Annotated in this window: 22 protein-coding genes and 1 pseudogene; 16 read left to right on the top strand and 7 right to left on the bottom strand. The window is 36.1% G+C overall.

All coding sequences use genetic code 11. The features are described from left to right. Positions 1-131 precede the first annotated feature (131 nt). Positions 132-1,547, bottom strand: coding sequence for an MBL fold metallo-hydrolase (locus LNQ34_RS02155; RefSeq protein WP_229998538.1), 1,416 nt, complete (start codon positions 1,545-1,547; stop codon positions 132-134). Between the two features lie 211 nt (positions 1,548-1,758). Here LNQ34_RS02155 and LNQ34_RS02150 point away from each other — a divergent pair, with 211 nt between their 5' ends. The 4 genes from LNQ34_RS02150 to LNQ34_RS02135 all read left to right on the top strand — a co-directional run bounded on the left by LNQ34_RS02150 (position 1,759) and on the right by LNQ34_RS02135 (position 7,163). Further along, positions 1,759-2,352, top strand: coding sequence for an HD domain-containing protein (locus tag LNQ34_RS02150; protein WP_229998537.1), 594 nt, complete (start codon positions 1,759-1,761; stop codon positions 2,350-2,352). Positions 2,353-2,622: 270 nt separating this feature from the next. Beyond that, positions 2,623-3,966 carry a cytochrome ubiquinol oxidase subunit I gene (locus LNQ34_RS02145; RefSeq protein WP_173966394.1) on the top strand — a complete coding sequence of 448 codons (1,344 nt, stop codon included), beginning with the start codon at positions 2,623-2,625 and terminating at the stop codon, positions 3,964-3,966. 2 nt (positions 3,967-3,968) lie between these two features. Beyond that, a complete protein-coding gene (gene cydB, locus LNQ34_RS02140; RefSeq protein WP_202703914.1) occupies positions 3,969-5,045 on the top strand; it encodes a cytochrome d ubiquinol oxidase subunit II in 1,077 nt (358 codons plus the stop codon). Between the two features lie 1,671 nt (positions 5,046-6,716). Continuing rightward, complete coding sequence (locus tag LNQ34_RS02135; protein ID WP_229998536.1) at positions 6,717-7,163, top strand: GNAT family N-acetyltransferase; 447 nt, start codon at positions 6,717-6,719, stop codon at positions 7,161-7,163. A gap of 252 nt (positions 7,164-7,415) precedes the next feature. On the opposite strand, the gene LNQ34_RS02130 is transcribed toward LNQ34_RS02135, so the two are convergent. Together LNQ34_RS02130 and LNQ34_RS02125 are read right to left on the bottom strand one after the other, a co-directional pair. After that, complete coding sequence (locus LNQ34_RS02130; protein WP_173966397.1) at positions 7,416-8,201, bottom strand: sulfite exporter TauE/SafE family protein; 786 nt, start codon at positions 8,199-8,201, stop codon at positions 7,416-7,418. 222 nt (positions 8,202-8,423) lie between these two features. Then, a complete protein-coding gene (locus tag LNQ34_RS02125) occupies positions 8,424-9,050 on the bottom strand; it encodes a Crp/Fnr family transcriptional regulator (protein WP_229998535.1) in 627 nt (208 codons plus the stop codon). A 669-nt stretch (positions 9,051-9,719) separates the two neighbouring features. Between LNQ34_RS02125 and LNQ34_RS02120 the strand changes: the two genes are divergently transcribed. The 11 genes from LNQ34_RS02120 (at position 9,720) to LNQ34_RS02070 (ending at position 23,382) form a co-directional block, all read left to right on the top strand. Next, positions 9,720-10,031, top strand: coding sequence for a rhodanese-like domain-containing protein (locus LNQ34_RS02120; protein ID WP_202702604.1), 312 nt, complete (start codon positions 9,720-9,722; stop codon positions 10,029-10,031). Between the two features lie 77 nt (positions 10,032-10,108). Further along, positions 10,109-11,689: an NADP-dependent glyceraldehyde-3-phosphate dehydrogenase gene (locus LNQ34_RS02115; protein WP_229998534.1), complete on the top strand. Its 1,581-nt coding sequence runs from the start codon at positions 10,109-10,111 to the stop codon at positions 11,687-11,689. A 215-nt stretch (positions 11,690-11,904) separates the two neighbouring features. After that, positions 11,905-13,776, top strand: coding sequence for a M1 family metallopeptidase (locus LNQ34_RS02110; protein ID WP_229998533.1), 1,872 nt, complete (start codon positions 11,905-11,907; stop codon positions 13,774-13,776). 113 nt (positions 13,777-13,889) lie between these two features. Then, positions 13,890-15,146: an alpha/beta hydrolase-fold protein gene (locus LNQ34_RS02105; protein ID WP_229998532.1), complete on the top strand. Its 1,257-nt coding sequence runs from the start codon at positions 13,890-13,892 to the stop codon at positions 15,144-15,146. Between the two features lie 21 nt (positions 15,147-15,167). Then, entirely contained in the window at positions 15,168-15,560 is a 393-nt protein-coding gene (locus LNQ34_RS02100) for an ACT domain-containing protein (protein ID WP_229998531.1), read from the top strand. 177 nt (positions 15,561-15,737) lie between these two features. Further along, positions 15,738-16,349 (top strand): hypothetical protein, encoded by a 612-nt coding sequence (locus LNQ34_RS02095; RefSeq protein ID WP_202702599.1) that lies wholly within the window; start codon positions 15,738-15,740, stop codon positions 16,347-16,349. A gap of 89 nt (positions 16,350-16,438) precedes the next feature. Then, positions 16,439-16,843 (top strand): GNAT family N-acetyltransferase, encoded by a 405-nt coding sequence (locus LNQ34_RS02090; protein ID WP_229998530.1) that lies wholly within the window; start codon positions 16,439-16,441, stop codon positions 16,841-16,843. Between the two features lie 260 nt (positions 16,844-17,103). Then, positions 17,104-17,490 carry a hypothetical protein gene (locus LNQ34_RS02085; protein ID WP_229998529.1) on the top strand — a complete coding sequence of 129 codons (387 nt, stop codon included), beginning with the start codon at positions 17,104-17,106 and terminating at the stop codon, positions 17,488-17,490. Positions 17,491-17,666: 176 nt separating this feature from the next. Continuing rightward, positions 17,667-18,749 carry an efflux RND transporter periplasmic adaptor subunit gene (locus tag LNQ34_RS02080; protein WP_017495288.1) on the top strand — a complete coding sequence of 361 codons (1,083 nt, stop codon included), beginning with the start codon at positions 17,667-17,669 and terminating at the stop codon, positions 18,747-18,749. Positions 18,750-18,773: 24 nt separating this feature from the next. Further along, positions 18,774-21,941: an efflux RND transporter permease subunit gene (locus LNQ34_RS02075; RefSeq protein ID WP_229998528.1), complete on the top strand. Its 3,168-nt coding sequence runs from the start codon at positions 18,774-18,776 to the stop codon at positions 21,939-21,941. After that, positions 21,934-23,382, top strand: a complete 1,449-nt coding sequence (locus LNQ34_RS02070) for a TolC family protein (protein ID WP_229998527.1) — start codon at positions 21,934-21,936, stop codon at positions 23,380-23,382. Before LNQ34_RS02075 ends, LNQ34_RS02070 begins: the two co-directional genes overlap by 8 nt. A 98-nt stretch (positions 23,383-23,480) precedes the next feature. On the opposite strand, the gene LNQ34_RS02065 is transcribed toward LNQ34_RS02070, so the two are convergent. The 4 genes and pseudogenes from LNQ34_RS02065 to LNQ34_RS02055 all read right to left on the bottom strand — a co-directional run bounded on the left by LNQ34_RS02065 (position 23,481) and on the right by LNQ34_RS02055 (position 26,095). Next, a complete protein-coding gene (locus LNQ34_RS02065; RefSeq protein ID WP_229998525.1) occupies positions 23,481-24,038 on the bottom strand; it encodes a YybH family protein in 558 nt (185 codons plus the stop codon). A gap of 148 nt (positions 24,039-24,186) precedes the next feature. After that, positions 24,187-24,288, bottom strand: a pseudogene (locus tag LNQ34_RS23615) (helix-turn-helix transcriptional regulator); the annotation flags it as partial. A 75-nt stretch (positions 24,289-24,363) separates the two neighbouring features. Continuing rightward, a complete protein-coding gene (locus tag LNQ34_RS02060; RefSeq protein ID WP_229998523.1) occupies positions 24,364-25,173 on the bottom strand; it encodes a helix-turn-helix domain-containing protein in 810 nt (269 codons plus the stop codon). Between the two features lie 172 nt (positions 25,174-25,345). Further along, a complete protein-coding gene (locus LNQ34_RS02055; RefSeq protein WP_070907378.1) occupies positions 25,346-26,095 on the bottom strand; it encodes a DeoR/GlpR family DNA-binding transcription regulator in 750 nt (249 codons plus the stop codon). An 84-nt stretch (positions 26,096-26,179) separates the two neighbouring features. Between LNQ34_RS02055 and LNQ34_RS02050 the strand changes: the two genes are divergently transcribed. Beyond that, positions 26,180-26,728: a 5' nucleotidase, NT5C type gene (locus LNQ34_RS02050; protein ID WP_229998522.1), complete on the top strand. Its 549-nt coding sequence runs from the start codon at positions 26,180-26,182 to the stop codon at positions 26,726-26,728. Positions 26,729-26,806 lie beyond the last annotated feature (78 nt).

Genomic DNA, 26,806 nt, shown 5'->3' with positions numbered 1-26,806 from the left:
TTTTTGAGGTTCTAAGTTACTAAGATTCTAAGGTTCTGAGTTGTATTTTTAAGTGTTTTAGTAATAAGGTCTCGTCGTTAAATTTCAAAGGTAAAATCTTAGAATCTTAGCGACTTAGAGCCTAAGTGATTTTATTTCAGTACTTTACTTTGACAAACAAAATCTGATTTCGGAATTTCTGTTTTAGAAATGGCTCCAAAACCGCCTTCAATTTCGCTAAAATTTCTGAAACCGCGAGCCTGTAAAATTGAAGCCGCGATCATACTGCGATATCCTCCGGCGCAATGCAGATAAAAATGTTCGTTTGGGTTAATGTCTTTTACCCAATCATTAATGTAAGCCAGTGGTTTGCTGTACGCGTCTTCGATGTGCTCTGCAGCATATTCTGTTTCTTTACGAATGTCGATTACTTTGTGTTCTCCGAATTTGAACTCATTTGAAAATTGTTGCGCAGTGATTCTGTTTACAGTGTCTACTTCGTAACCTGCTTTTTGCCAGGCTTCAAAACCGCCTTCCAGATGACCAATAATCGAATCAAATCCTACACGGCTTAAACGGGTTACAGTTTCTTCTTCAAGACCGGTTTCCGTTACCAATACAATAGGCTGTTTTACATCACCAATTAAAGTTCCAACCCAAGGAGCAAAATCACCATTGATTCCAATATTAATAGATTGCGGAATAAACCCTTTACTAAAATTGGCAGCACTTCTGGTATCCAGAATCAAAGCACCTGTTTCTTCGGCTACGGCTTCAAATTCCTCTGCTTTGATGGTTTTCATTCCATTGTACAAAACTGTTTCAAAACTTTCGTAACCTTGTTTGTTCATCGCCACATTCATACTGAAATAGGCAGGAGGAGGCAATAATCCGTCTGTGACTTCAGTAATAAATTCGGCTTCGGTCATATTAGCGCGCAACGCATAGTTGGTTGCTTTTTGATTTCCTATTGTAGAGACCGTTTCTTTGCTCATGTTTTTACCACAGGCGCTTCCCGCACCATGGGCAGGATAAACGATCACATCATCAGCCAAAGTCATAATTTTATCTCGTAACGAATGATATAAAATCCCGGCTAATTGATCCTGCGTCATCCCGGCTGCTTTCTGAGCCAAATCTGGGCGTCCAACATCTCCAATAAATAAAGTATCTCCGGAGAAAATGGCGTGATCTTTTCCGTTTTCATCAATCAGTAAATAAGTGGTGCTTTCCATGGTGTGACCCGGAGTATGCAGCGCTTTGATCGTGATATTTCCAATTTTGAATTCCTGTCCGTCTTTTGCCGAAATACAGTCAAATTCGCAAGCAGCATTTGGGCCATAAACGATTGGCGCCTGAGTTTCTTTACTTAAATCAACATGTCCGGAAACAAAATCGGCGTGAAAATGCGTTTCAAAAATATATTTCAATTTTACCTCATCGCGCTCTAAACGGTCTAAGTAAGGCTGAATTTCTCTTAACGGATCAATAATTGCGGCTTCGCCATTTGAAGTAATATAATAGGCACCCTGCGCAAGGCATCCGGTGTAAATTTGTTCTATTTTCATGATTTGAAATCTAAAATAATGTGATACAAAGGTAAGTCTGTTTTTCGGGAAATTACGTGACTATTGTTACAGAAATTTAAATTCCGTGTGAAATAAAAAGCGGATTTTATCATAGAAGTTATATTATTTGATTTAAACCCTTGCAATTAAGCTTTAACTTATAATTTTGCACATGACGAATGTCATTTTAAAACAAATAAACAGTTACAAAATGAATACAGAAGACTTATTGAATCAGATTGCTTTTATAAAAGAAATTGATAAGGTAAAATACATTCAGCGAAAAACGAAGCTGTTTCATAGTGACCGAAACGAAAATGACGCAGAACACAGCTGGCATTTGGCTTTAATGGCAATCGTTTTGGCCGAACATTCAGATGAACCAATTGATGTCTTGAAAGTGGTGAAAATGGTTTTGATACACGATATTGTAGAAATTGACGCAGGTGATACCTTTATATATGATTCACAGAAAAATCATTCGAATACCGATGAAGAACGATTGGCGGCGAATCGTATTTTTGGTTTGCTACCGAAAAAGCAGACCGAAGAATTAATTGCTATCTGGGAAGAATTTGAAGCAGGTGAGACCAACGAAGCTAAATTTGCCAGATCGATGGATCGTTTAGAGCCTTTATTACAGAATACTTCTAACAATGGCGGAACCTGGAAAGAGTTCGGTGTAAGTTATGATAAAGTGTACGAGAAAAAGAGCGTGATAAAAGAAGGTTCTAAAACATTATGGAGTTATGCTGAAGGATTAATAAACGAAAGTGTTGAAAAAGGGATTTTGAAGAAAGAATAGTATGGATAATCTTGTCATTTCCACCAAAGGGAGAAATCGCGCGCAATGACACAAGAAGCTCGACAAAGATTGGCAATTCTGTTTGTGGGTTTTCTAATGCGATTTCTCCCTTCGGTCAAAATGACAATTCTGGTTTAAAAACATAAGTGCAGTTTGTACAACTAAATTGTTGAAAAGTTTAACAATTATTAGGGGATAAACTTTTTTTAAAGGCAGGAATTTCGGGTTTTAATGGGTAAATTTGTGGGACTTCATAAATAAATTACCACTATGGAAGAAATGCTTTTTTATGACCGAATGCAATTTGCCTTCACAATTACTTTCCACTATCTTTTTCCGCAACTTACAATGGGTCTTTCGCTGATCATTGTGTACTTCAAATGGAAATATCTCAAAACTAAAAACGAACAATACAATCACGCCACCCATTTCTGGATGAGAATCTTCGCCCTGAATTTTGCGATGGGGGTGGTAACCGGAATTCCGATGGAGTTTCAGTTTGGAACCAACTGGGCAAAATTCTCCGAGTTAACCGGAGGGATTATCGGACAGACATTAGCCATGGAAGGCATGTTTTCGTTCTTTTTAGAATCTTCCTTTTTAGGACTGTTTTTGTTTGGAGAAAAATTACTGGGACATAAATGGCATTTTGTCACCGGATTACTAATTTGTATCGGTTCCTGGGCCAGTGGTTACTTAATTATCGCAACACATTCGTGGATGCAGAATCCCGTAGGTTACGAGATTCTGGAGAACGGAAAATTTGTGTTGACCAATTTCAAAGCACTGTTTCTAAATCCTTGGCTGTGGCCATCGTATCTGCACAATCAGGCCGCGTCTTTAGTGACAAGTTCTTTTGTTGTGGCAGGAATTGGTTCTTTCTATATTTTAAGCAAAAAGAATATTGTTTTCGGAAAACTGTTTCTTAAAACGGGAGTGATCTTTGGATTGATTGCCAGTATGATTGTGGCTGTTCCAACGGGAGATTTACTAGCCAAAAATGTGGTGAAATACCAACCTGTAACGTTTGCGGCTATGGAAGGAATTTTTCATACTGAGAAAAAGGGTTCTGAAATTGTTTTAATTGGACAGCCGGATGTTAAAGATAAAAAACTGGACAACAAGATTGCTGTACCTAATATTTTAAGTTTCCTGACTTATGGAAACTGGGAGCAGGAAATTAAAGGTTTGGATCAGTTTGAAGAAGATCTTCATCCTACTAATATTTCAGGTTTGTATTATGCGTATCATATTATGGTGGGACTTGGAACGCTTTTTATTGGTTTGATGTCCTTGGCCTTGTTTCAATTGATCAGAGGTAAATTGTACGAAACCAAATGGATTCTCTGGTCCTTGCTTTTTATGATGCCATTCCCCTACATTGCCAATACGACTGGCTGGTATACGGCGGAGTTGGGCAGACAGCCCTGGCTTGTTTATAATTTAATGCGAACAGCAGCCGGAGCCTCTCCAACTGTTTCTTCCGGAAATACACTATTTACTTTACTGGGATTTATAGGATTGTATCTTTTACTTGGAATGCTGTTTTTGCTTTTGATTGGAAAAATTATCAATAAAGGACCTCACACTGAAGTCATAACTGAAAATATATAAGTATGGAATTTTTTTGGTACGTAGTTTTAATGGGAATTTTGGCCGTTTATATTGTCTTAGACGGTTATGATTTTGGAGCAGGAATTATTCATTTATTTTTTGCCAAAACAGAAAAAGATAAAAAAGCAATTACAAATGCAATCGGTCCGTTTTGGGATGCCAACGAAGTTTGGATTATCGCCGCTGGTGGTGTTTTGTTTTTTGCTTTCCCTACTTTGTATGCTTCTTCTTTCAGCGGATTTTATCTGCCTTTAATTATGATTTTATGGTTGCTGATCTTTCGTGCCATTGGTTTGGAAATGCGAGGACAGGTGCATCATCCCATGTGGGAAGCAATCTGGGATAAGGCTTTCGGAATGGCGAGTTTACTGTTGGCTCTATTCTTCGGAATTGCCTTGGGTAATATTGTACGCGGTGTCAACCTTGGTATGGTTACCAACGGAGTTTCAACTCAGGAGGCGCATTATTTCTTTTTGCCTTTGTGGAATCCAACATTTAGTCCACAGGCAAGTGAATTGGGGATTATCGACTGGTTTACACTTTTTCTGGGAATTGTGAGTGTGGTTTCCTTAACCATCCACGGTGCGAACTGGATCATCTTTAAAACCAATTCAGCTTTGAATCCACAGCTTAAAAATGTTGTTTTTAAATTGAATATTGTCTTGTTGGTTTTGGTGTGTATTTCATTGCAAATCTGGCACTTTATTGAGCCAAAGCCTTTCCATAATTTTGTAGAGAATCCAATTCTTTGGTTTTTTCCATTGATGACCTTTGTTGGGATTTTAGGATTATTCAAAGTACGTTCGTGGAAAAAAGACGGTTATGGATTTTTGTTTTCATCTCTGTTTTTGGTAGGTGGATTTGCTTCAACAGCTGTTTCCATTTTTCCAAATGTTTTGCCTTCTACAAATAAAGTGAATCCGTCCTTAACCATTTACAACACTGCGGCGCACGAATACGGACTGAGCGCTGGGATGAATTGGTTTTTCATCGCATTGTTTTTGGTGATTGTCTATTTTGTTATTCAATACCGTGTTTTTAGTGGGAAAATGGATGATATCGGGTATGGGGAACATTAGATTTATAGTCGCGAATTCACAATTTTTCACGAATTAATGATATGCATAGCCGTTGGTTTTAACCAACGGTTTTTTTTGTTTGATTCCGAGATGGCTTTAGCAAAAAAAGAGTTGTTAGGTAAAGTTGGAAAAGAATATTTTTATAAATTTTGTGATTTGAGACCTTTAAAAATAGGCTGAAAGCCTTAAAGCATTAGAGTAGTGCATCGCACTACGAATTAAGAAGAAGCAAATATTGCCCTGAAAGGGCAAAAGCAAATGAGTAATAGATTAAAGAAGAATGAATGTTTCTCAAAAATATATAATAAATATTTTTTTGAGATTAGGCTTTCGCCCTTTCAGGGCTTATCATCATATCTTTTTTCATTCATAGTGCTTCGCACCATGTTGTTGCTAAGGCTCTTTCAGAGCGCAAGGTTTCGAACGTAGGTAATTTTTAGTTTGTATTTTCTTTGGGTTTTCATCTTGATCAAAATTCAGGGTTTAACAACGGCGCAAGCGATAGCGCACGGCGAAGCAATTCACGAATTAATGATATGCATAGCCGTTGGTTTTAACTGAGACAGAATATAAGTAGAGACCTTTAAAAATAGGCTGAAAGTCTTAAAGCATTAGAGTAGTGCATCGCACTACGAATTATGAAGGAGCAAATATTGCCCTGAAAGGGCAAAAGCAAATGAGTAATGGATTAAAGAAGAATATATGTTTCTCAAAAATATATAATAAATATTTTTTTGAGATTAGGCTTTCGCCCTTTCAGGGCTTATCATCATGATCTTTTTTCATTCATAGTGCTTTGCACCATGTTGTTGCTAAGGCTCTTTCAGAGCACAAGGTTTAGAACGTAGGTAATTTTTAGTTTGTAATTTCTTTGGGTTTTCATCATTTTAGACAAAAATAGGCTGAAAGCCTTAAAGCATTAGAGTAGTGCATCGCACTGCGAATTAAGGAGAAGTGAATATTGCCCTGAAAGGGCAAAAGCAAATGAGTGATAGATTAAAGAAGAATGAATGTTTCTCAAAAATATATAATAAATATTTTTTTGAGATTATGCTTTCGCCCTTTCAGGGCTTATCATCATATCTTTTTTCATTCATAGTGCTTCGCACCATGTTGTTGCTAAGGCTCTTTCAGAGCACAAGGTTTCGAACGTAGGTAATTTTTAGTTTGTAATTTCTTTGGTTTTTCATCATTTTAGACAAAAATAGGCTGAAAGCCTTAAAGCATTAGAGTAGTGCATCGCACTACGAATTATGAAGGAGCAAATATTGCCCTGAAAGGGCAAAAGCAAATGAGTAATAGATTAAAGAAGTATGAATGTTTCTCAAAAATATATAATAAATATTTTTTTGAGATTATGCTTTCGCCCTTTCAGGGCTTATCATCATGATCTTTTTTCATTCATAGTGCTTCGCACCATGTTGTTGCTAAGGCTCTTTCAGAGCGCAAGGTTTCGAACGTAGGTAATTTTTAGTATGTATTTTCTTTGGGTTTTCATCTTGATCAAAATTCAGGGTTTAATAGAAATAGTAAAAGAGATAATTTGTTTTTTTGTTTAAGAATCTCTTGAAAAGAATTAAGTTCTGGATGATCCCGTTTTATGAAATCTGGACTATAAAAGAGTTTAAGTTTTAGAATATTTTCGTTCTTTTAATCTCAAAATTTACAATAATGAATTACCAAATCAAAAAAGCAAGTTTAGAAGATCTCAATGAAACAGCTGAACTTTTTGACCTCTATCGTGTTTTCTATCGTCAGAAATCTGATGTTGAGGCAGGGAAAGTCTTTCTTAAAGAACGATTGTTACATAATGAGTCGGATATTTTTTTAGCGATTGCAGACGGAAAAGCAGTTGGTTTTGTGCAGCTCTATAAATTATTTAGCTCTACTAAAATGCAAAGACTATGGCTGTTAAATGATCTTTTTGTACATCCTGATTATAGAGGTAAAGGATTTTCTGTGGCATTAATTGATCGCAGTAAAGAATGGTGTGAGGAAACCAATGCTTGTGGTTTGATGCTGGAAACCGAAAAAACAAATGATATAGGAAACCAATTATATCCGCGCTGTGGTTTTGAATATGACGGTCAACATAACTATTATTATTGGTGGAAGTAAAAAAGGCTTAAGTGTAAAGTTAGCCTGTACACTTTTGTCATTCCGAGGTACGAGGAAACTTCGCAAGTAACTCCGCAACGAAAGTCAATCTTTGTTGAGCTTCTCGCGGAGATTTCTCCTTCATCGAAATGACAATGATTGTGATTATTTGGTTTAAAAATAAAGTTTTTATGTTTTTTTTACATCTTTAGTAAAGATATTCTACACTTAACTAAAATAAAAATCTGCTTTATCTGCGAGAAAAAAATAAATTTAAAACAAAACTTCCTTTGTAATAATATAAAACCCCATCACCAAAACAAACCATCCGAAAATGGGTTTTAGTTTTGCACCGTCGATTTTTTTAGAAAGCTGACTTCCTATAAACATTCCAAAGAGTGCCATTGCAGAAATTCCTAGTAAAAAGGTATAATCTATGGGAGTTCCGATGTATAAATCGCCGCCGAAACCTATCGAAGAGTTAATCGTAATAATCAACAATGAAGTTCCAACGGCTTGTTTCATGGGTAAATTGGCAAAGAAAAGCAGTGCAGGAATAATTAAAAAACCACCTCCGGCACCCAAAAATCCAGTCACAATTCCAACTAAAAATCCAATTAGACTTAATTGAACATAATTAGTTTCGGTGGCTTTTGTTTCGGGTTTGTTTTTTCGGATCATTGAAATTGCTGCTGTAATCATCAATACAGAGAAGATAATCATAATGAGAAAATCTTTGGAAACCGAATATGAAGCTATAGAAAACAGGGTAGAAGCAATTTGAGGAAAAATAACTTCCCGAATAATCAAAATCGAAATGACAGAAGGAATCGCAAAATACAAAGCTGATTTTAATTTAAGATTCCCCATTTTGTAATGACTGTAACTTCCAAACATGGCAGTTAATCCCACAATAAATAAAGAATAAGAAGTAGCCTGCTCCGGATTTACTTTGAACAAATACACCAAAATCGGAATGGTTAATATAGATCCGCCGCCGCCAATAAGGCCTAGTGAAATCCCGATAATGATTGAAGCAAAATATCCCAAATATTCCATTGCAGTTGTTTTAATGCAAAGATGCTTTGTTGGAAAGAAAACTACAGTAACATTTATCACATAAGTTTTTTTTCTGCCACGAATTACACAAATTTATTGGTCAGTTCGAGCGGAGTCGAGAACACGCAAAGCATTTCGATTTCGCTCAATGTGACAATCGTTGTCTTTAACTCTTAATTTTTCTTAATCTCTTAATGGTTAAGAACAAAAAAGTAAATGTTTTTACTTTAAAAGCTCAATCTGATTGCGGTTGAGTTTGACCAGGCCTCTTTGCTCCATTTTTTTAAGGAGTCGGGAAATTACCTCTCTGGAAGTATTCAATTCCGTTGCAATTTCCTGATGCGAAAGATTTACTTCAGAGCAGCCACAAGCATCCGAATGTCGTTTGAGGTAAAACTCCAGACGCTCGTCCATGGAACGGAAAGCGATATTGTCTACTACTTCGAGAACTTCTTCAAAACGGCTGCGGTAGGTATCAATTACAAATTCATACCAGGTTCGGTGTTCCATCATCCATTTGTCCATCATTTGCAAGGGAATCATCATAACCGAAACATCTTCGACAACTTTTGCCATTATCTGGCTTTTTTCGCTTTTAGCGGTGCAGATCATCGAAATAGCGCAGGCTTGCCCGGGTTGTAGGTAGTACATTAAAAATTCACCGCCATCTTCACCTTCGCGGTAAATTTTAATTTTCCCTTTGGTAATTAACACCGTGTTTTTAATGTATTGTCCGGTTCGCATTAAGATGGTTCCGGCTTCAAAATCCTGCAGAGTTCCGTTTTCTTCAATTGTTTCGATAAGTTCATCGGAGAAATTGGGAAATATATTTTTTAGTGAGTTTTGCATTGATAATAGGAGGGAATTAATGCCCACGGGTTTTACGATTTGAACAGGTTTACACAGATTTTATTTTTTGAAATCAAGGCTTAAAATATTTTGACGCATAGAAACATAGTTTTTTAAGCTTAAAAAAAGACGTTTCACTTTACATGAACACACATCGCTATGTGTAAATAATGTATTATTTTATTTTGTTCTAAACTTAGAAATTAAATCTATGATTCTATGTGTTGATTTTTTATTTTTTTGTACAACCCGAGCGATAGCAAACAGGCGGACCAATTTCAAGAATCAATGTGAATTAATTTGTATTAATTCGTGCGATTCGTGGCAAACAATTTTAATCAATCTAATCCTTTTATGCTGTGGCAAAAAAAACATTCGTAAAGAACATTTTTATTAAATTAAAATTAAAATCTATAATTTATTACAAAGATAGGGGATTGCAATGGTATAAATTATCAGAAAATTATATTTAAGAGGTGTTTTGTGTAAATGAAAAAATCCTATTTTCTATCGAATTTATAGACTATATTTTTAAAAATAGTAAGTAAATTTGCTTTTCACTGATTATAGTACTTTCTCTAAAACGTTTTCTGAGAATAATAATCGAAATCGCATTTGGCACGTTTTTAATCAATAGAAACGTCGTAATTTTACAAAAACACATTTACTATGAATTTATCACAAGAAGATTGGGTTAATCAGCTGACTGCTGACGAGAATGCAGTTATACTGGACGTAAGAACTGAAGACGAATTTAATGACGGCTATATTGAGAATGCCGTAAACATCGACATTAATAAAGGACAAGGGTTTATTTATGAAATCGAAGAGCTTGATAAAAACAAAAATTATTATGTGTATTGCCGTTCTGGTGCCAGAAGTGCCAAAGCATGTCAGATTATGAATGAGTTAGGGATTAGTAATGCCTACAATTTGCTTGGTGGAATTCTGGATTGGGAAGGTGAAACCGTAAACCCATAAGAGAGAAGAAGAGGCCTATAAAGCCTCTTTTTTCTTTTTCAAATGCTATTAATAACCAAACTATAACAGACCAAATTATGAGTTTAATACCCGAAGAATTTCAAATTAAAAGTTTGATCAATCAAGATACTTATCTTGTAAATGGAGAATTAAAACCATGGACGGGACAGACAACCCCGGTTTTTTCGACCATTTCCTCAACCGAAAAATACACACCAACTTTATTAGGATCGATTCCGTTTATGGAAGAGAAAGAGGCTGCTGAAGTAGTGGAAGCTGCCAATACCGCTTACAACAAAGGTCAGGGTTTATGGCCAACGATGAAGGTGGTTGACCGTATTAAATGCATGGAAAATTTCGTAAAACAGATGAAGGAAACCCGCGAAGAGGTGGTGAAACTTTTAATGTGGGAAATTGGAAAGAATCTGGGCGATTCGCAAAAAGAATTTGACAGAACCGTTGAATATATTCGGGATACCATTGATAGTTATAAAGAACTGAACGGACGTAGTTCTCATTTTGAAAAAGTGCAGGGTGTAAATGCGATGATTCGTCGTGGGCCACTTGGGGTAGTTTTGTGCCTTGGACCTTATAACTATCCTTTGAATGAGACTTTTTCATTGTTGATTCCTGCTTTAATTATGGGAAATACTGTGATTTTCAAACCGGCAAAACATGGTGTTTTATGTATTTCGCCTTTGTTGGAAGCGTTCAGAAGCAGTTTTCCTAAAGGAGTCATTAATATTGTTTACGGCCGTGGCCGAGAAGTAGCTTCGCCTATTATGAAGTCGGGAAAAATTGACGTTTTGGCACTAATTGGAAACAGTAAATCAGCCATAGCATTACAGGATCAGCATCCAAATAAAAACAGATTGCGTTTGATTTTAGGTCTGGAAGCGAAGAATCCTGCTATTATTTTACCCGATGCCGATTTAGATCTGGCGATTCAGGAATGTATTGCAGGAACTTTATCTTTTAACGGACAACGTTGCACGGCATTAAAAGTTCTGTACGTACATGAATCTATTGCGGAAGAATTCAATAAACGTTTTGCTGAAAAGGTAGACGGTCTGGCATTTGGAAATCCTTGGGAAAAAGGAGTTTCTTTAACACCGCTTCCGGAAACGGACAAGCCAAAATACATTCAGGGCTTAATTGATGATGCCCTACATAAGAGCGCAAAAGTATTGAATGAAAAAGGTGGGAAGCATAGTGAAAATTATATTTTTCCGGCAGTTTTGTATCCCGTAAACAAAGAAATGCGCGTGTATCATGAAGAGCAGTTTGGACCGGTGGTTCCTATTATTTCATTTAAAGATATCAAAGAACCACTTGAAGATATGGCCGAATCCAATTACGGACAACAGGTGAGTTTGTTCGGAAAAGATATTACAACTTTGGCACCGCTTATTGATGCCTTAGTTAATTTAGTATGCAGAGTAAACCTCAACAGTTCTTGTCAGCGTGGCCCTGATGCTTTCCCGTTTACAGGACGTAAAGATTCTGCGGTAGGAACTTTAAGTATTCCGGATGCCTTGCGTTCTTTTTCTATCCGTACGTTTGTGGCTTCAAAAGACATCGCTTATAACAATGAAATTTTGCAGGAATTGCTAAACAGCAGAGAATCGAATTTTATTAATACCGATTATATTTTGTAGTTATCAGGGTTATATATTAATTGTAGAGGCCGTCTTTTTCTTTTTTGAATTGGACGGTTTTTATTTTCTTTTTAAGTCTTTGATTTTCTGTGTGATTGAGGTTCTGATTTTATTGTTTATTTTTAGAAATAATTTTTTTGAATTATGTAACTTAAAGTTAAAAATGTCATCTAACTACTATAATCAATCAAACCACCAAAATCTTAAAACAAGTTATGGAAAAAAAATCACTTCAATTGCTATTTATAGCGTTTTTGTTTTTAGCACAAAATAGTTTTGCACAGGAACTTTACATGCCAAGAAATATTAAAGAATCTTATACGAACGGTGTTCGTTCTATGGATGGAAAACCCGGGAAAAATTATTGGCAAAACCATGGTAAATATGACATGGCTTTGACTGTAGATGCCAATACAAAAGTAGTTAGCGGGACCGAAACGATCGTGTATGAAAACAACAGTAATGATACGTTAAGAAATTTGCGAATTAGATTTGTGAATAATATTCATAAAAAAACCTCGCCACGAGCGGTATTAAATAGCGAAGGTTTTTTTACAGAAGGATTGACAATTACAAATTTGAAAATCGAAGGCGAAGTTTACAAAGAAGATGCAAAAAGCTGGGGTACAGTTGGGAGCGTAAAAATGAAGAAACCTTTGCCGCCTCATAGTAAAATTACAATTGATATCGATTGGAATTATCCGCTATCAGAAGTGAGCGGGAGAGAGGGGCAAATCGACAACACTACTTTTTTTGTAGCCTATAGTTATCCTCGTGTTTCTGTTTTTGATGATTACAACAAATGGGATAACCTGCCTCATACTTCAGGTCAGGAGTTTTATAATGATTTTAATGATTATATGTATTCTGTAAAAGCACCTAAAAATTATGTGGTTTACGGAACGGGAGATTTATTGAATCCGGATGAGGTTTTACAGCCTGAATTTGCTGCACGTTTAAAAAAATCATACGTAACAGATGAAATTTTACACATTGCCAATGAGCAGGAAATGAAAAGCGGTTTGGTAACAAAACAAAGCGATTGGAACGTTTGGAAATTTGAAGCTAAAAACATTACAGATGTGTGTTTTGGCTTAAGTGATCATTATTTATGGGATGCCGGAAGTGTAATTGTGGATAAAAAAACAAAGCGACGTGCCAGTATCCAAGCAGCTTATGATGTAAAAGGAACCGATTTCGAAAATTCGATTAAGTACAACCAATATGCTTTGGATTTCTTTTCACACAATTGGCCGGGAGTTCCCTATCCGTATTCTAAAATGACGGCTTTTCAGGGCTTTGCAGATATGGAATATCCAATGATGTGCAATGATTCGCAAATGGGAGATCCTGTTTTTGCACAATTGGTTCAGGATCATGAAGTAGCTCATACCTATTTTCCTTTTTATATGGGAATCAACGAAACGCGTTATGCTTTTATGGACGAAGGCTGGGCGACAACTTTTGAATATTTGATAGGAATCGCGGAGCATGGAAAAGAAGCTGCCGATAAGTTTTATAAAGAATTTCGAGTAGAGCAATATATAAATGACCCGTCTACAGAAGAAGATCAGCCTATCATCACGATGTCGTCTCAGTTATCAGATTCAGGTTATGGCAATAATTCATACGGAAAAGCTTCTTTGTCTTACCTGGCTTTAAAAGACTTGTTGGGTGATGATTTGTTTAAAAAAGCATTGCATGCCTATATGGACAATTGGAATGGTAAACACCCGGTTCCATGGGATTATTTTAATTCGATCAATACAGCTTCGGGTAAAAATTTGAATTGGTTTTTTGATAATTGGTTTTTCACGAATAATTACTTAGATCTTTCCGTTAAAAAGGTGGCTAAGAATGTTATTTCTGTTGCCAATGTTGGTGGTTTTGCCATTCCGTTTGATGCCATTGTGACCTACGCAGATAATACGACAGAAACAGTTCATAGCACACCGGCTGTTTGGCAGGTGAATCAAAAACTGGCCGCAGTTACAGTGAAGAGCAGCAAGCAAATTAAAAAAGTAGTTCTAGATGGTGGTATTTTTATGGATGCTACTCCTGCCGACAATACCTGGTCAGGAAAATAAAAGAATACCACAGAAGTCGTTTTTTTTTAACTAAAAAGACGACTTCTGTGTTTTATAAAAGCAGCACAATAAGTTTTGAATTTTTAGTAACGAATTGAAAAAGTCCATAAGAAATGAATAGTCTACAAATTGTTTTTGGAAAAAAGATACTCTTCTTCAGTTTATTTGTATTGTCAACGAGTTTGGCATTTGCTCAAAATAAAAATAGAATTGAAATAGGAACCATAGATAGTATTTCGTCTAAAATTTTAAATGAAAATAGAAAAATATGGATACATCTTCCTAAAAGTGCCCGAAATACTGGTTTAGCAAAACAAAAGTATCCGGTCGTTTATTTACTCGATGCAGAGGGACATTTTAGCTCCGTTGTTGGGATAATTGAAGAAATGAGCGAAGTGAACGGAAACACAAATTGTCCTGAAATGATTATAGTGGGTATAACAAACACCAATAGGAATCGGGATTTAACCCCAACCCATTCGGAAGTTGATCCCCCGTTTGTACCCCAAAGCCTGAGTGATCAGTCTGGGGGAGGAGAAAAATTTGTTGAATTTCTTCAGAAAGAATTGATTCCGTATATCGACGGTAAATACCCCACAGCACCTTTTAAAACTTTGATTGGACATTCTTTTGGAGGGTTGACAGCCTTGAATATTCTGGCTAATCATACGGATTTATTTCACTCTTATATTGCGATCGATCCAAGTTTGTGGTGGGATCGTCAGAAGTTTTTAGCAGATACGAAGAAAAAATTAGCCAATAAAAACCTGTCAAAAGTTTCCTTATTTATGGCGGCTGCAAATACTATGGATGAGGGGATGAATATTGAAAAAGTTAGAAAAGATACAACACTTCTTACCAAACATATCCGCTCCATTTTAGATTTTAATGATTTTTTGGAGAACAATAAAAAGAGTAATCTGAATTATGAGTACCAGTATTACAGCGATGATAATCACGGATCTGTACCATTGATCGCAATCTATGATGGTCTGCGTTTTCTATTTAAGTTCAATCAGTTAAAACTTTCCATTACGGAACAGTTTAACTTTAATAAAGCGGTGTTTACTAAGATTGAAAAGCACTTCCAAAATGTCTCAAAACATTTAGGTTATACCGTTAATGTTCCTGAAAATACCGTTAATGCATATGGCTACCAGTCTTTGGGTAAAAAAGATATGGAGCTGGCAGGTTATCTGTTCAGGTTAAATGTTACCAATTATCCTCAAAGTCCAAATGTGTATGATTCCCTTGGAGATTTTTATGAAGCTAATGGTGATAAGAAAAATGCAATTGTCAGTTATGAAAAGGCGCTGCTGTTGGATAAAAATTTTTCGGAAGCAAAGGAAAAGCTGGGAAAACTAAAATAACCCATTTAATAAAAACTTAAAATGTCAGGAGAAAAAGATTTGGAAAAATTGCTAAAAAGCATGAAACCTCAGCATAATTTAGGAGATTATGTTTTCTGTAAAGTAGAAAAGATCGAGAACATAGCTATGGATGATATTGTAATGTTGTTCAAAGAAAATGAAGCAATTACTCTGATTTTGAAAAAAGAAACGGCAGATACCTTAAAGCTGGATTACTCAGTTGTAATGTCCTGGATCACACTCACTGTGCATTCGTCATTAGAAGCAGTTGGTTTGACAGCAGCATTTTCAAAGGCACTTTCTGAGAATGGAATAAGCTGTAATGTTGTGGCTGCTTTTTACCACGATCATATCTTTGTGGCTAAAAAAGACACAGACAAGGCTATGGAGGTTTTAAATTTATTTTCAGTCTAAATTAGGGTAAAATGGTAAAAAGTGGCGGTAAATATAAGAGAGGCAGAGTTATTGAATTTTCACCCTGACTATCTGTAAGTTAAATCTTAATGTTCGTATTAAAAAAAGTTAAAAAGGATGTGGAAGTCTGCTATTAAAAAACTAGGTTTGCAAAAAAAATGAAAACCTACATTATTAATGAAAAAGAAACTATTTTTTATTGTTTTATTAATCTCTTTTAAAAGCTTTGCCCAAAACAATCCTAAAATCGCATTTCAGAAAAGCAGATACGAATTAGCTTTAGACTACTACGAAAAAGCGGATTATAAGAAAGCGATTGATTTATTTTATATTGCCTTTAAAATTAAACCTGATAATGAAATAGGTCAGGAATCGATTAAAAAAGTAGATACCTTAAGAACAGTTTTGAGAGAACATCTTTTAAAGCAGGCCATTGGTACCTGGAAGATGGTTGGAGATAAGCCGGTTTGGGCTGCTAATCAAAACAATGCAGCTTCTCAGAAAGATTTTGAGGAATTAATTGAGATCAAGGATAATGAAATCTCTTCGTATGAGAAAAATAAGAAAACGCAGGAAAAAAAACTTATCAAGTCTGAAAAATTAGTGTATTACAACAAAGAAAAATCAGATGCATTGTTTTCGGATATTATTTTATCTGATGGTACAGTTTGGAATTGCACCATAAATGGAAACGAATTGCATGTTATTAATGTTGCTAAGAAAGGAGATGGGGGTATTGAAAAAATAACCGACAATAATACAGAGCGATTTTATATAAAAGTAGAATAGTAAAAAAGGGAATCAACTTAGATTCCCTTTTTTGTTTTTATGAAATATCTTTATGTGTAAAAGAGTAATCTGGAGTAATAAGCAAAACAATGAAAATCAAAACAATATTAGCTTCGGAGACCTGGCAGATCAGGCATGAAGTAATGTGGCCCGATCAGCCGTTTGAATTTGTACAGTTAGAAGAAGATGCTTTAGGATTACACTTTGGCTTTTTTGTGCAGGATAAGTTGGTTTCAATTGTTTCCTGTTTCATCAGTGATGACGGAATGCAGTTCAGAAAGCTGGCGACACTGGAAGAATGTCAGGGGAAAGGCATTGGTTCTGAGCTTGTAAAATATATTTTGCAATTAGCAAAAGAAAAGAAATTGAAGAAAGTTTGGTGTAACGCCAGAGTTAACAAAAAAGCTTTTTATGAGAAATTGGGCATGCAGGATACAGGGCAGATTTTTACAAAAGCCGGACAGGAATTTACGATAATGGAAGTTTTAATTTAAAAAATAAAATGCATTTTTAATCGTAAAATCTACATCCTCAGGTATTTGAGATTTTGATGTTTTTTTGCTGGTTTTTAGAATGTTATCTATTTGATTCTGAATCAGACTCAATTTTTTATGATTTTTTGATAAGAAAGCATAACTTTTAATCATAATTTGAGTGCAATAAAATCCTGAAAACGTTTTCGTATTTTAATAAATGTTAAAGCTTATAAAAAAATCTTTTTTTCTTTCGATACTTTCCTTACTTTCGCAACCAAATGAGAAAGTTAATAGTCTTTTTAGTATTTATGAATTTGCTTCTGCTTGGCGGAGGGCAATATCTTAATGCGGGTACTCCTAAAGACTCCCATTCTCATCATCTTGAGAAAAGACACCGTGTGAAATTCACCAATCAGGATCAGGGCAGTTCGATCATAGAAGATGCGGACTGTGATACTGAAGAAGAATGCCTGGGAAGTGATGATCTTAAAGGTGGTCTTTCCAACCATTTGTTCGCAACAAACTACAGCTTACTTGACAGTTGGTATCTTTCCTTTGCTACCAGTCAAACTGCTGCAAACGATTATAATCGTTTTAAAATCTTCCTGCCATTCTTTGGCAACTCAAATCCTATCTACATTACTCAACGAGTACTAAGAATTTGATTCAACAATATATACATCGGTTGCCTAAGTTGTGATCTGCATATTTTGTTGATGTATTTTTTTGCTACTTCATCTTATATGAAAGTTAAGTTCTGACTAAGGGCACCTGATGCATTTTTTCATCTAAAGGAATCACTGTATTCCAAGCACTCAATCGCTTAATTTCCATTAAAATCATGAAAAGAATTATCTTGTTCACAGGCTTAATTGCCCTGGTGTGCCTAACTAGTTGTACAACTAAAAAAGAAGAAAAAGAAGAAGTAGAAAAATTTGTTGTTACCAATCCGGTAAAAATAGACACTTCGTTTACGAAACAGTACGTTTCACAAATCAAATCAGTACGTAACATTGAGATCCGTGCTCAGGAAAAAGGTTTTTTACAAAACATCTTTGTGGATGAAGGACAATTTGTAAAAAAAGGACAGCTGTTGTTTAAAATTATGCCCAATATGTATCAGGCAGAATTACTAAAAGCACAAGCTGAACAAAAATCAGTAGAAATAGAACTTCAAAATGCCAAATTACTGGCAGATAAAAATATCGTTTCTAAGAACGAATTAAGTGTAGCACAGGCAAAATTGCAATCTGCAAAAGCCGAAGTAGCATTGGCAAAACTTCATTTGTCATTTACAGAAATCAGAGCGCCGTTTGACGGAACTATCGATCGTATTCCATTAAAATTAGGAAGCCTTATTGATGAAGGTGAATTGATGACAAGTCTTTCAGACAACAGTCAGATGTTTGCTTATTTCAATGTTTCAGAACCGGAATATCTGCAGTATCAAACCGATGTAAAAGACCGTGCTGATAACAGAGTAAGTTTGGTTTTGGCTAACGGTGAAACTTTTAAAGAAAAAGGAAATGTAGAAGTTATCGAAAGCGAATTTAATAATGAAACCGGAAATATTGCGTTCAGAGCACGTTTCCCTAATTCAGGAAAATTGCTTAGAAATGGAGAAACAGGACAGGTTCAGATGATTGTTCCGCTTAAAAATGCCATTGTAATCCCTCAAAAAGCGACTTACGAAATTCAGGATAAAAAATACGTTTTTGTAATCGATAAAAACAATAAAGTAAATTCAAGAGAAATCACAATAACAGGCGAAATCCCTGATTTGTATGTGATCAGAACCGGACTTGCCGATACCGATAAAATTTTACTTGAAGGAGTTCAAAAAGTAAAAGAAAACGACAAAATCAAATATGAATTCCAATCTCCTAAAGCGGTAATGAACAATTTACGCTTAAAAGCAGAATAGGTTTAATCATTAAAAAAATAAAAAATGTTTAATAAATTTATTCAAAGACCTGTACTGTCGATAGTAATATCGCTTATAATTGTCTTTTTAGGAGTATTGTCGGTATTGAATTTACCTATCACACAATTCCCTACAATCTCACCGCCAATGGTGAATGTTACTGCAGATTATCCCGGATCTAACGGTGAATTGATGATCAAAGCAGTTATCATTCCTTTAGAAAGAGCTTTAAATGGAGTTCCGGGAATGAAATACATGTCTTCTGATGCCGGAAATGATGGTGAGGCGACTATAAAAGTAGTTTTTAACTTAGGAACAGATCCCAACCAAGCGGCGATTAACGTTCAGAATCGTGTAGCTTCGGTTACCAATAAATTACCTCCATTGGTAATTAGAGAGGGTATAAAAATTACCCGAGAAGTACCAAGTATGTTGATGTACGTGAACCTTTACAGTACAGACAAAAATACCGACATGAAGTTCTTGTACAACTACGCTGATATCAACGTACTTTCAGAATTGAAAAGGGTAAATGGTATTGGTTCCGGAGATATCCTGGGAACTCGTGAATATGCTATGCGTATCTGGCTGAAACCGGATCGTATGCTGGCTTACAAAATTTCCGCCGATGAGGTAATGGAAGCATTGTCAAGTCAAAGTTTGGAGGCGTCTCCCGGTAAAACAGGAGAAAGTTCGGGTAAACGTTCTCAGGCATTTGAGTATGTATTGAAATATTCCGGACGTTTTACCACAAAAGAGCAATATGGAAATATTGTCGTAAAATCTAATGCTAACGGAGAACTTCTGCGTTTGAAGGATATTGCTACTATTGAATTTGGAAGTTCGATGTATGATATTTACTCGAACTTAAATGGTAAACCTTCAGCAGCTATTGTATTGAAACAATCTTTTGGTAGTAATGCCAATCAGGTTATTGAGGAGGTAAAAGCGAAATTGGAAAAAATTAAGCAGAAATTCCCAAAAGGAATGGATTATGAGATTTCATACGACGTCTCCAAATTTTTGGACGCCTCTATCGAAAAAGTAATCCACACGCTGGTAGAAGCTTTTATTTTGGTAGGTTTAGTGGTCTTTCTTTTCTTGGGAGACTGGCGTTCGACTGTTATTCCGGCAATTGCGGTACCGGTATCGTTGATCGGAACCTTTGTATTCATGACTTTCTTAGATATTTCATTGAACTTAATTACTTTGTTTGCTTTAGTATTAGCAATTGGAGTCGTCGTCGATGATGCGATCGTTGTGATCGAGGCAGTTCACGCCAAAATGGAAGAAGAACATCTGTCGCCTCTTAAAGCAACTAAAAAAGCGATGCATGAGATTGCAGGGGCAATTATAGCGATTACATTCCTGATGGCGGCGGTATTTATTCCGGTGGCTTTTATGTCAGGTCCTGTTGGGGTGTTTTACCGTCAGTTCTCAGTTACTATGGCAACGGCGATTATACTTTCGGGTATTGTGGCTTTAACCTTGACACCGGCACTTTGTGCTATGATGTTAAAAAATAATCATGCTCTGCCTAAAAAGAAAACACCTGTTAATGTTTTTATAGATGGTTTTAACAATAAGTTTAATCTGGCTCAGGGGAAATATCAAAATGTATTAGGTAAGATCGTAAACAGAAGAGCCGTTACTATAATTGCTTTGTTAGGATTTTGTGCCGGAACATGGTTAGTGAGCAGTACCGTTCCTTCCGGATTTATTCCGAATGAGGATCAGGGAATGTTCTATGCTGTAATTCAGACACCTCCGGGTTCTTCATTAGAAAGAACCAACAATATTGCAGAGCGAGTTCAGAAAATTGCTGAAGATATAGACGGAGTAAAATCAGTTTCTTCATTGGCAGGTTACGAAATTCTTTCTGAAGGTACAGGAGCAAACTCAGGAACTTGTTTGGTTAACCTTAAGGATTGGAGCGATCGAAAAGAATCTGTTTTGGAGATCATGCATGAAATGGAGGAAAAATGTAAAGATATTGCAGGAGCTAATATCGAGTTTTTCCAACCGCCTGCTGTACCGGGATATGGTGCTGCCGGAGGATTTGAACTTCGTTTATTGGATAAAACAGGTTCCGGAGATTACAAAAAAATGGAAAAGGTAAATAATGACTTTGTTGCTGAATTGAACAAACATCCGGAATTGTCTAACGTGTTCAGTTTTTATAGCTCGAGTTTTCCTCAATACATGATGAAAGTCGACAATGATCTGGCACAACAAAAAGGAATTTCCATCGAAAATGCCATGAATACCTTGTCAACTCTTGTAGGAAGTAACTATGAAATCAGTTTTATTAAATTCGGAATTAACTATAAAGTAATTGTTCAGGCTTCTCCGGAATATCGTGCTCAGCCCGATGATATCTTAAAATTGTATGTGAAAAACAACCGTGATGAAATGGTACCTTATTCCGCTTTTATGAGATTGGAAAAAGTATACGGACTTTCTGAAATCACAAGACATAATATGTACACTTCCACGCAAATTAGTGGTTCGGCTGCAGCGGGATATAGTTCCGGTACGGCAATTAAAGTTATTCAGGAAGTTGCTGCTAAAAAATTGCCTAGAGGATACGACATCGACTGGGCAGGTATTTCTGCTGATGAGGTGGCACAGGGGAATCAGGCAATCTGGGTATTCCTGATCTGTTTAGGATTCGTATATCTGGTACTGGCTGCTCAATACGAGAGTTTTATTTTACCATTGTCTGTAATTCTTTCTTTACCGGCAGGTATTTTTGGAGCTTTCTTTTTACTGAAATTAACAGGATTAGAGAACAACATTTACGCACAGGTGGCCATGGTAATGCTTATTGGTTTATTGGGTAAAAATGCTGTGTTGATTGTAGAGTTTGCAATCCAGCGACATGCTGCAGGTAAATCAGTTCTGGAAGCAGCAATGGAAGGAGCCAAAGCAAGGTTCCGTCCAATCTTGATGACTTCCTTTGCTTTTATTGCGGGTTTATTACCACTTGCATTTGCTACCGGTCCCGGAAAAATTGGTAACCGTACGATTGGTACTGCTGCGGCAGGAGGTATGCTTATCGGAACGATTTGTGGGGTGTTTTTGATTCCTGGATTGTATTACATCTTTGGAAAAATAGCAGAGAGATACAAATTAGTGAAACATGAAGAAGAGAATCCATTAACAGAAGAAATTGATAACAATCATGTATAAATTCAAATCATATCAATATAGTATTGCATTGAGTGCATGTCTCATGGTTGCAGGGTGTAAAACCCCTGCTCCTGAGACTACAACAACAAGCACACCAGTTCCAGAGTCGTTTGGTACAACAACTCAGAGTCAGGATGCAAACAGCAATACGGCAGTATTAGCATGGAAAGATTATTTTAAAGATCAGAATCTGGTAGAGCTAATTGATGTCGCGCTTAAGAACAATCAGGAATTAAACATTACTTTGCAGGAAATCGAGATTGCAAGAAATGACATTCGTGTAAAAAAAGGACTTCTACTGCCTACTGTTGGTGTTCGTGCCGGAGCGGGAGTAGAGAAAGTGGGGCGCTACACCAGTCAGGGTGCGGGTGATGCCAATACAGATATCAAACCAGGCGTAAAGACCCCGGATCCATTGGGAGATTTTACTATTTCGGCCTATGCAAACTGGGAAGTTGACATCTGGAAAAAACTGCGCAATTCTAAAAAAGCAGCTTTAAACCGATATTTAGCAACAGTAGAAGGGAAGAACTTTGTAATTACGAATCTTATTGCCGAAGTAGCCGATTCTTATTATGAGTTACTGGCTTTAGATGCCCAATTGGACATTGTAAAACAAACCATCAAATTACAGACGAATGCTTTGGAAATTGTAAAAATTCAGAAGCAGGCGGCAAGAGCAACCGAACTGGGCGTGAAGAAGTTTGAAGCAGAGGTTTTAACTTCAAAAAGTCTGGAATTTGGAATTCTTCAGCAAATAAAAGAAACGGAGAATAAAATCAACTTTTTATTGGGAAGATATCCACAGGAAATCAAAAGAACCAATACAAACAACTTCCTGAGCTTACTACCGGCTGCGGTGAGTTCCGGAATTCCGTCTCAATTACTGGCAAATCGTCCTGATGTGAAACAGGCCGAATTAGAATTGGTCGCTTCAAAATTAGATGTAAAAGTAGCACGTGCCGAATTCTATCCTTCATTGGATATTTCGGCTGCGATAGGAGTACAGGCGTTTAAACCTTCTTATCTGTTAACATTTCCGGAGTCACTTCTGTATTCATTAGCCGGAGATTTGGCTGCACCACTGATCAACAGAAATGCCATTAAAGCAGAATTCGCCAGCGCAAATGCCAGACAGCTTCAGGCTTTGTACAATTACGATCGTACCATTTTGAATGCTTATTTAGAAGTGTCCAATCAGCTTTCAAAGATCGAAAACTTACAAAAAGGGTATGATCTTAAATCGCAACAGGTAGATGCTCTGAACACTTCAATAGATGTTTCTAATGATTTGTTTAAATCGGCCAGAGTAGATTATTTTGAGGTTTTAATGACACAACGAGATGCATTAGAAGCCAAACTGGAATTGGTAGATACTAAAAAAGAACAATTGAATGCTGCAGTCCATGTTTACAGAGACTTAGGCGGTGGTTGGAAATAATATTGCTTTTTAATTTGTAGACAAAAGCCTTTCAAGATTTTATACTTGAAAGGCTTTTTTAATTGCGGGTGAAAAGAATGTAAAAGAGATTATTTCAATTATTTAGCTTCTCGATTACTGCTAAAAGAATCTCTGAACATTTTCCAGCCTTTTGAAGTTTTCTTCCAGAGAACCAAAAATTTCCCGTCATCCATTAATTCACCTTTGGAGTTTAAGGATTGCCACAAACCTTCTTCGGTAACATACTCTACACCGTCACCGTATACTGCTGTGGTAATAAACTTTCCGCCTCTTAGACCATATTCATCATAAGCTTTTCTGAAAAATTTGGCAGCACCTTCTTTTCCATAAATTTGTGGTGCGTTCGGGAGTAAGATAGAAGCATCTTCAGCATATCGGTCTATGAATAGGGAGGGATCATTATTTTTAAAAGAATCAAAATAAATGGCATTGCTTTCCTGTATTGCTTTTTTTGCTTCGCTTAAATCTGCTGTTTTATTTTTTGAAGAAGAAGTACAGCCCGAAAGTAATAAGACAACTGCAATGAATTTGAATGTCGGATAAATGAGATTTCGACTAAAAAATAGGTTGTAAAAATCGACTAAGAAAAAGGCCGATTTTGGATTCAATTCTGATGTAGTGGTAAAAGAATTCATAGTATAAAGTTTTTTGATTGACTATTATTTTTGTCAAAGATAGTCAGGTTAAAAACGTCTGAATTGTACAAATCGGAACTGAATTTTAAATAAAGGGGCTTAGTTTCTAAGGTACTAAGAATTAATTCTGTAATGCAGTATATTCTTTTTAGATAATTAATTGATTGATAGGGGACTGGTTTTCTAAATAGGAAGTTGGCGTAGTTTCCGTAAAGGATTTAAAATCCCTTATAAAATGGGATTGATCAAAATAGCCGGAATCTTAAATAAAGGGGCTTAGTTTCTAAGGTACTAAGAATTAATTCTGTAATGCAGCGTATTCTTTTTAAATAATTAATTGATTGATAGGGAACTGGTTCTCTAAATAGGAAGTTGGCGTAGTTCCCGTAAAGGATTTAAAATCCCTTATGAAATGGGATTGATCAAAATAGCCGGAATCATAAGCAATAGAAGTAAAGGGATATTCGGTAGTGTTAATGAGCTTAAGACTGTGTTGGAAACGTTTGATTTTATTGAATGCTTTTGGAGCGAGTCCCGTATGCTGAAAGACTAGTTTATGAAGATAACGGGGCGTTATACCATATTTTACCGAAATACTGTTGATATTACTTTCCGTCGGGTCGTTGAGTAAACTCGATAAGATGTGAGCTACTTTTTCAATCTTATCCGCTCTTTTATCGTTTGTTATAATTTTTTGTATCAGGAATGCTTCGATCAGTTCGATCCTTTTTTTTATATCAGAAGTTTCTAAAAGCTGTTCGTGTAATTTTTTTATCAGATTACCAACTATATCTTCGAGATCGAAAATCTGATTGTTGAATATTCCGATATCATCCTTAAAAAAATAAGCTGCAGTATGAGTATAAAACCGAATTCCTAACATCATATGTTTGCCTTGTGACTTTATGGAAAGAGGTTTAGTGATCTGCCCCCAAAATTCAATTTTTGGAGTTTTGTAGAAAGTCTGGTCAACCAATGATTCCCAAATGCCATCGCCAAGATTGAAAATAATTTCCATTTCGCCACTCGGAAATACCGTGTCTTCAAACTCCTTATCCGAATCTGATTCAAAAATATAGTAATGTTTGATATAAGGCTTCAGGATTTCTGATGGCAAAAAATATTGGAATTGCATTTTACGGATGTTTAATTTTCAAATAGTAAATGGATTTTTAGGATTAATTTATTGATAGATGTAAAGTTATGAAAAATAGTAAGGCGAATTTTATCGTGGGGAACAGAAATTAAAGACGCACTTTTAGGTTTATAATTCTGATGTTATAGTGTGTAATGAAATCCAAAAGTTTTTAAACAAGTGTCACTCCTGCATTTTGATAAGGTTTTAAAGTTTCATCCTCCGGATCAATATTGGTCACCAGTACGTCAATATCTTTAATCGGACAAACGAAATAAGATTCAGCAGTGCCTACTTTTTCGATAGAGCCCAGAGCGATCACAAAATCAGAGTGTTGAATCATGTTTCTTTTTATTTGAGAATCATCGTGTAAAACTCCCGTAACACCACGTTCGTGATGAATGCTGCAAAGACCGAGAATACAAATGTTGGCTCTAAAATTTCGGAAAAAATCTATGGTTTCTATACTTGCAGTCGCGAAAGAAGTTTTGCACATTCTTCCCCCTGCAAAAATCAATTCGATATTGGGTAAATCTTCGATTAGAGCCGCTACGGGGAAACTGTTGGTAATAACCGTTATTTTCAAATCATAAGGGAAACTGGCCACTAAAGCTAATGAAGTGGTTCCGCCATCGATAAAAACAACCTGTCCGTCTTTTAAATAAGAGATTGCTTTTTCGGCGATTATTTTTTTGTTTTCAAGGTCATGTTTCTCTCTGTTTCTAAAGTGAAGCGGAATCGGAGACGGGGCAACCGCACCTCCGCGAACTGCCTTTAACAATCCCTGATCTGAAAGTTCTTTTACATCCCGTCTTATTGTGTCTTCAGAAACATTTAAGTAGACGCTAAGTTCCTGTAAGGTAAGTCGATGTTCTTTTGACAAGTATTCTAAAATTACTTTTTGACGTTCCTCTTTTTTCATGTTGTGCAAATTTATATTGCAAAAATAAGTTAAAATTGCAATACTTTGCAATATTTGCGTAAATTTGTTGCAAAATTAATCGAAATGAAAAAGAAAACTATTGCCATCGATATGGACGGCGTACTCGCTGACATTGAAGCACAATTAATAAAACAGTATAACGAAGAGAGCGGAACCTCACTTTCAAAAGAAAGTATTCAGGGATTAAGCGAAGAAGAAGCTTTTAGTGACAGGGTACTTTTGCGTAAAGTTTTGAATGCAGATAATTTTTTCAGAAATCTGCCGGTACTACCAGACGCAGTCGAAAGTTTACGCCGATTACAGGAAAACTTTGAAATATTTATTGTTTCTGCTGCGACAGAGTTTCCGGTATCACTGGCTGAGAAAGTAGCCTGGCTGGCAGAGTATTTTCCTTTTATCACATGGGAAAACATCATTTTATGTGGCAGCAAACGAATTATCAATACCGATTATATGATTGACGATCACAGGAAAAACTTAGATCATTGCATGGGAAAACCAATTATGTTTACCGCATTTCATAACGTTAATCTGACGCACCATGTAAGGGTAAACAACTGGAAAGAAGCCGTTGAAGTTTTGGAAAAAGATATTGTATCTAATTTAAACTAAGGTTTATTTGCCTTAGAATGACGAAATAGTATACAGGATTAGTTTTTTTATTAGCCTGTTTTTTGAAGGGAAAGAGCC

Source organism: Flavobacterium lipolyticum (assembly GCF_020905335.1).
In the GTDB taxonomy this organism is placed as follows: Bacteria; Bacteroidota; Bacteroidia; order Flavobacteriales; family Flavobacteriaceae; genus Flavobacterium; species Flavobacterium lipolyticum.
This window is presented reverse-complemented; position numbering and strand designations above follow the sequence as displayed.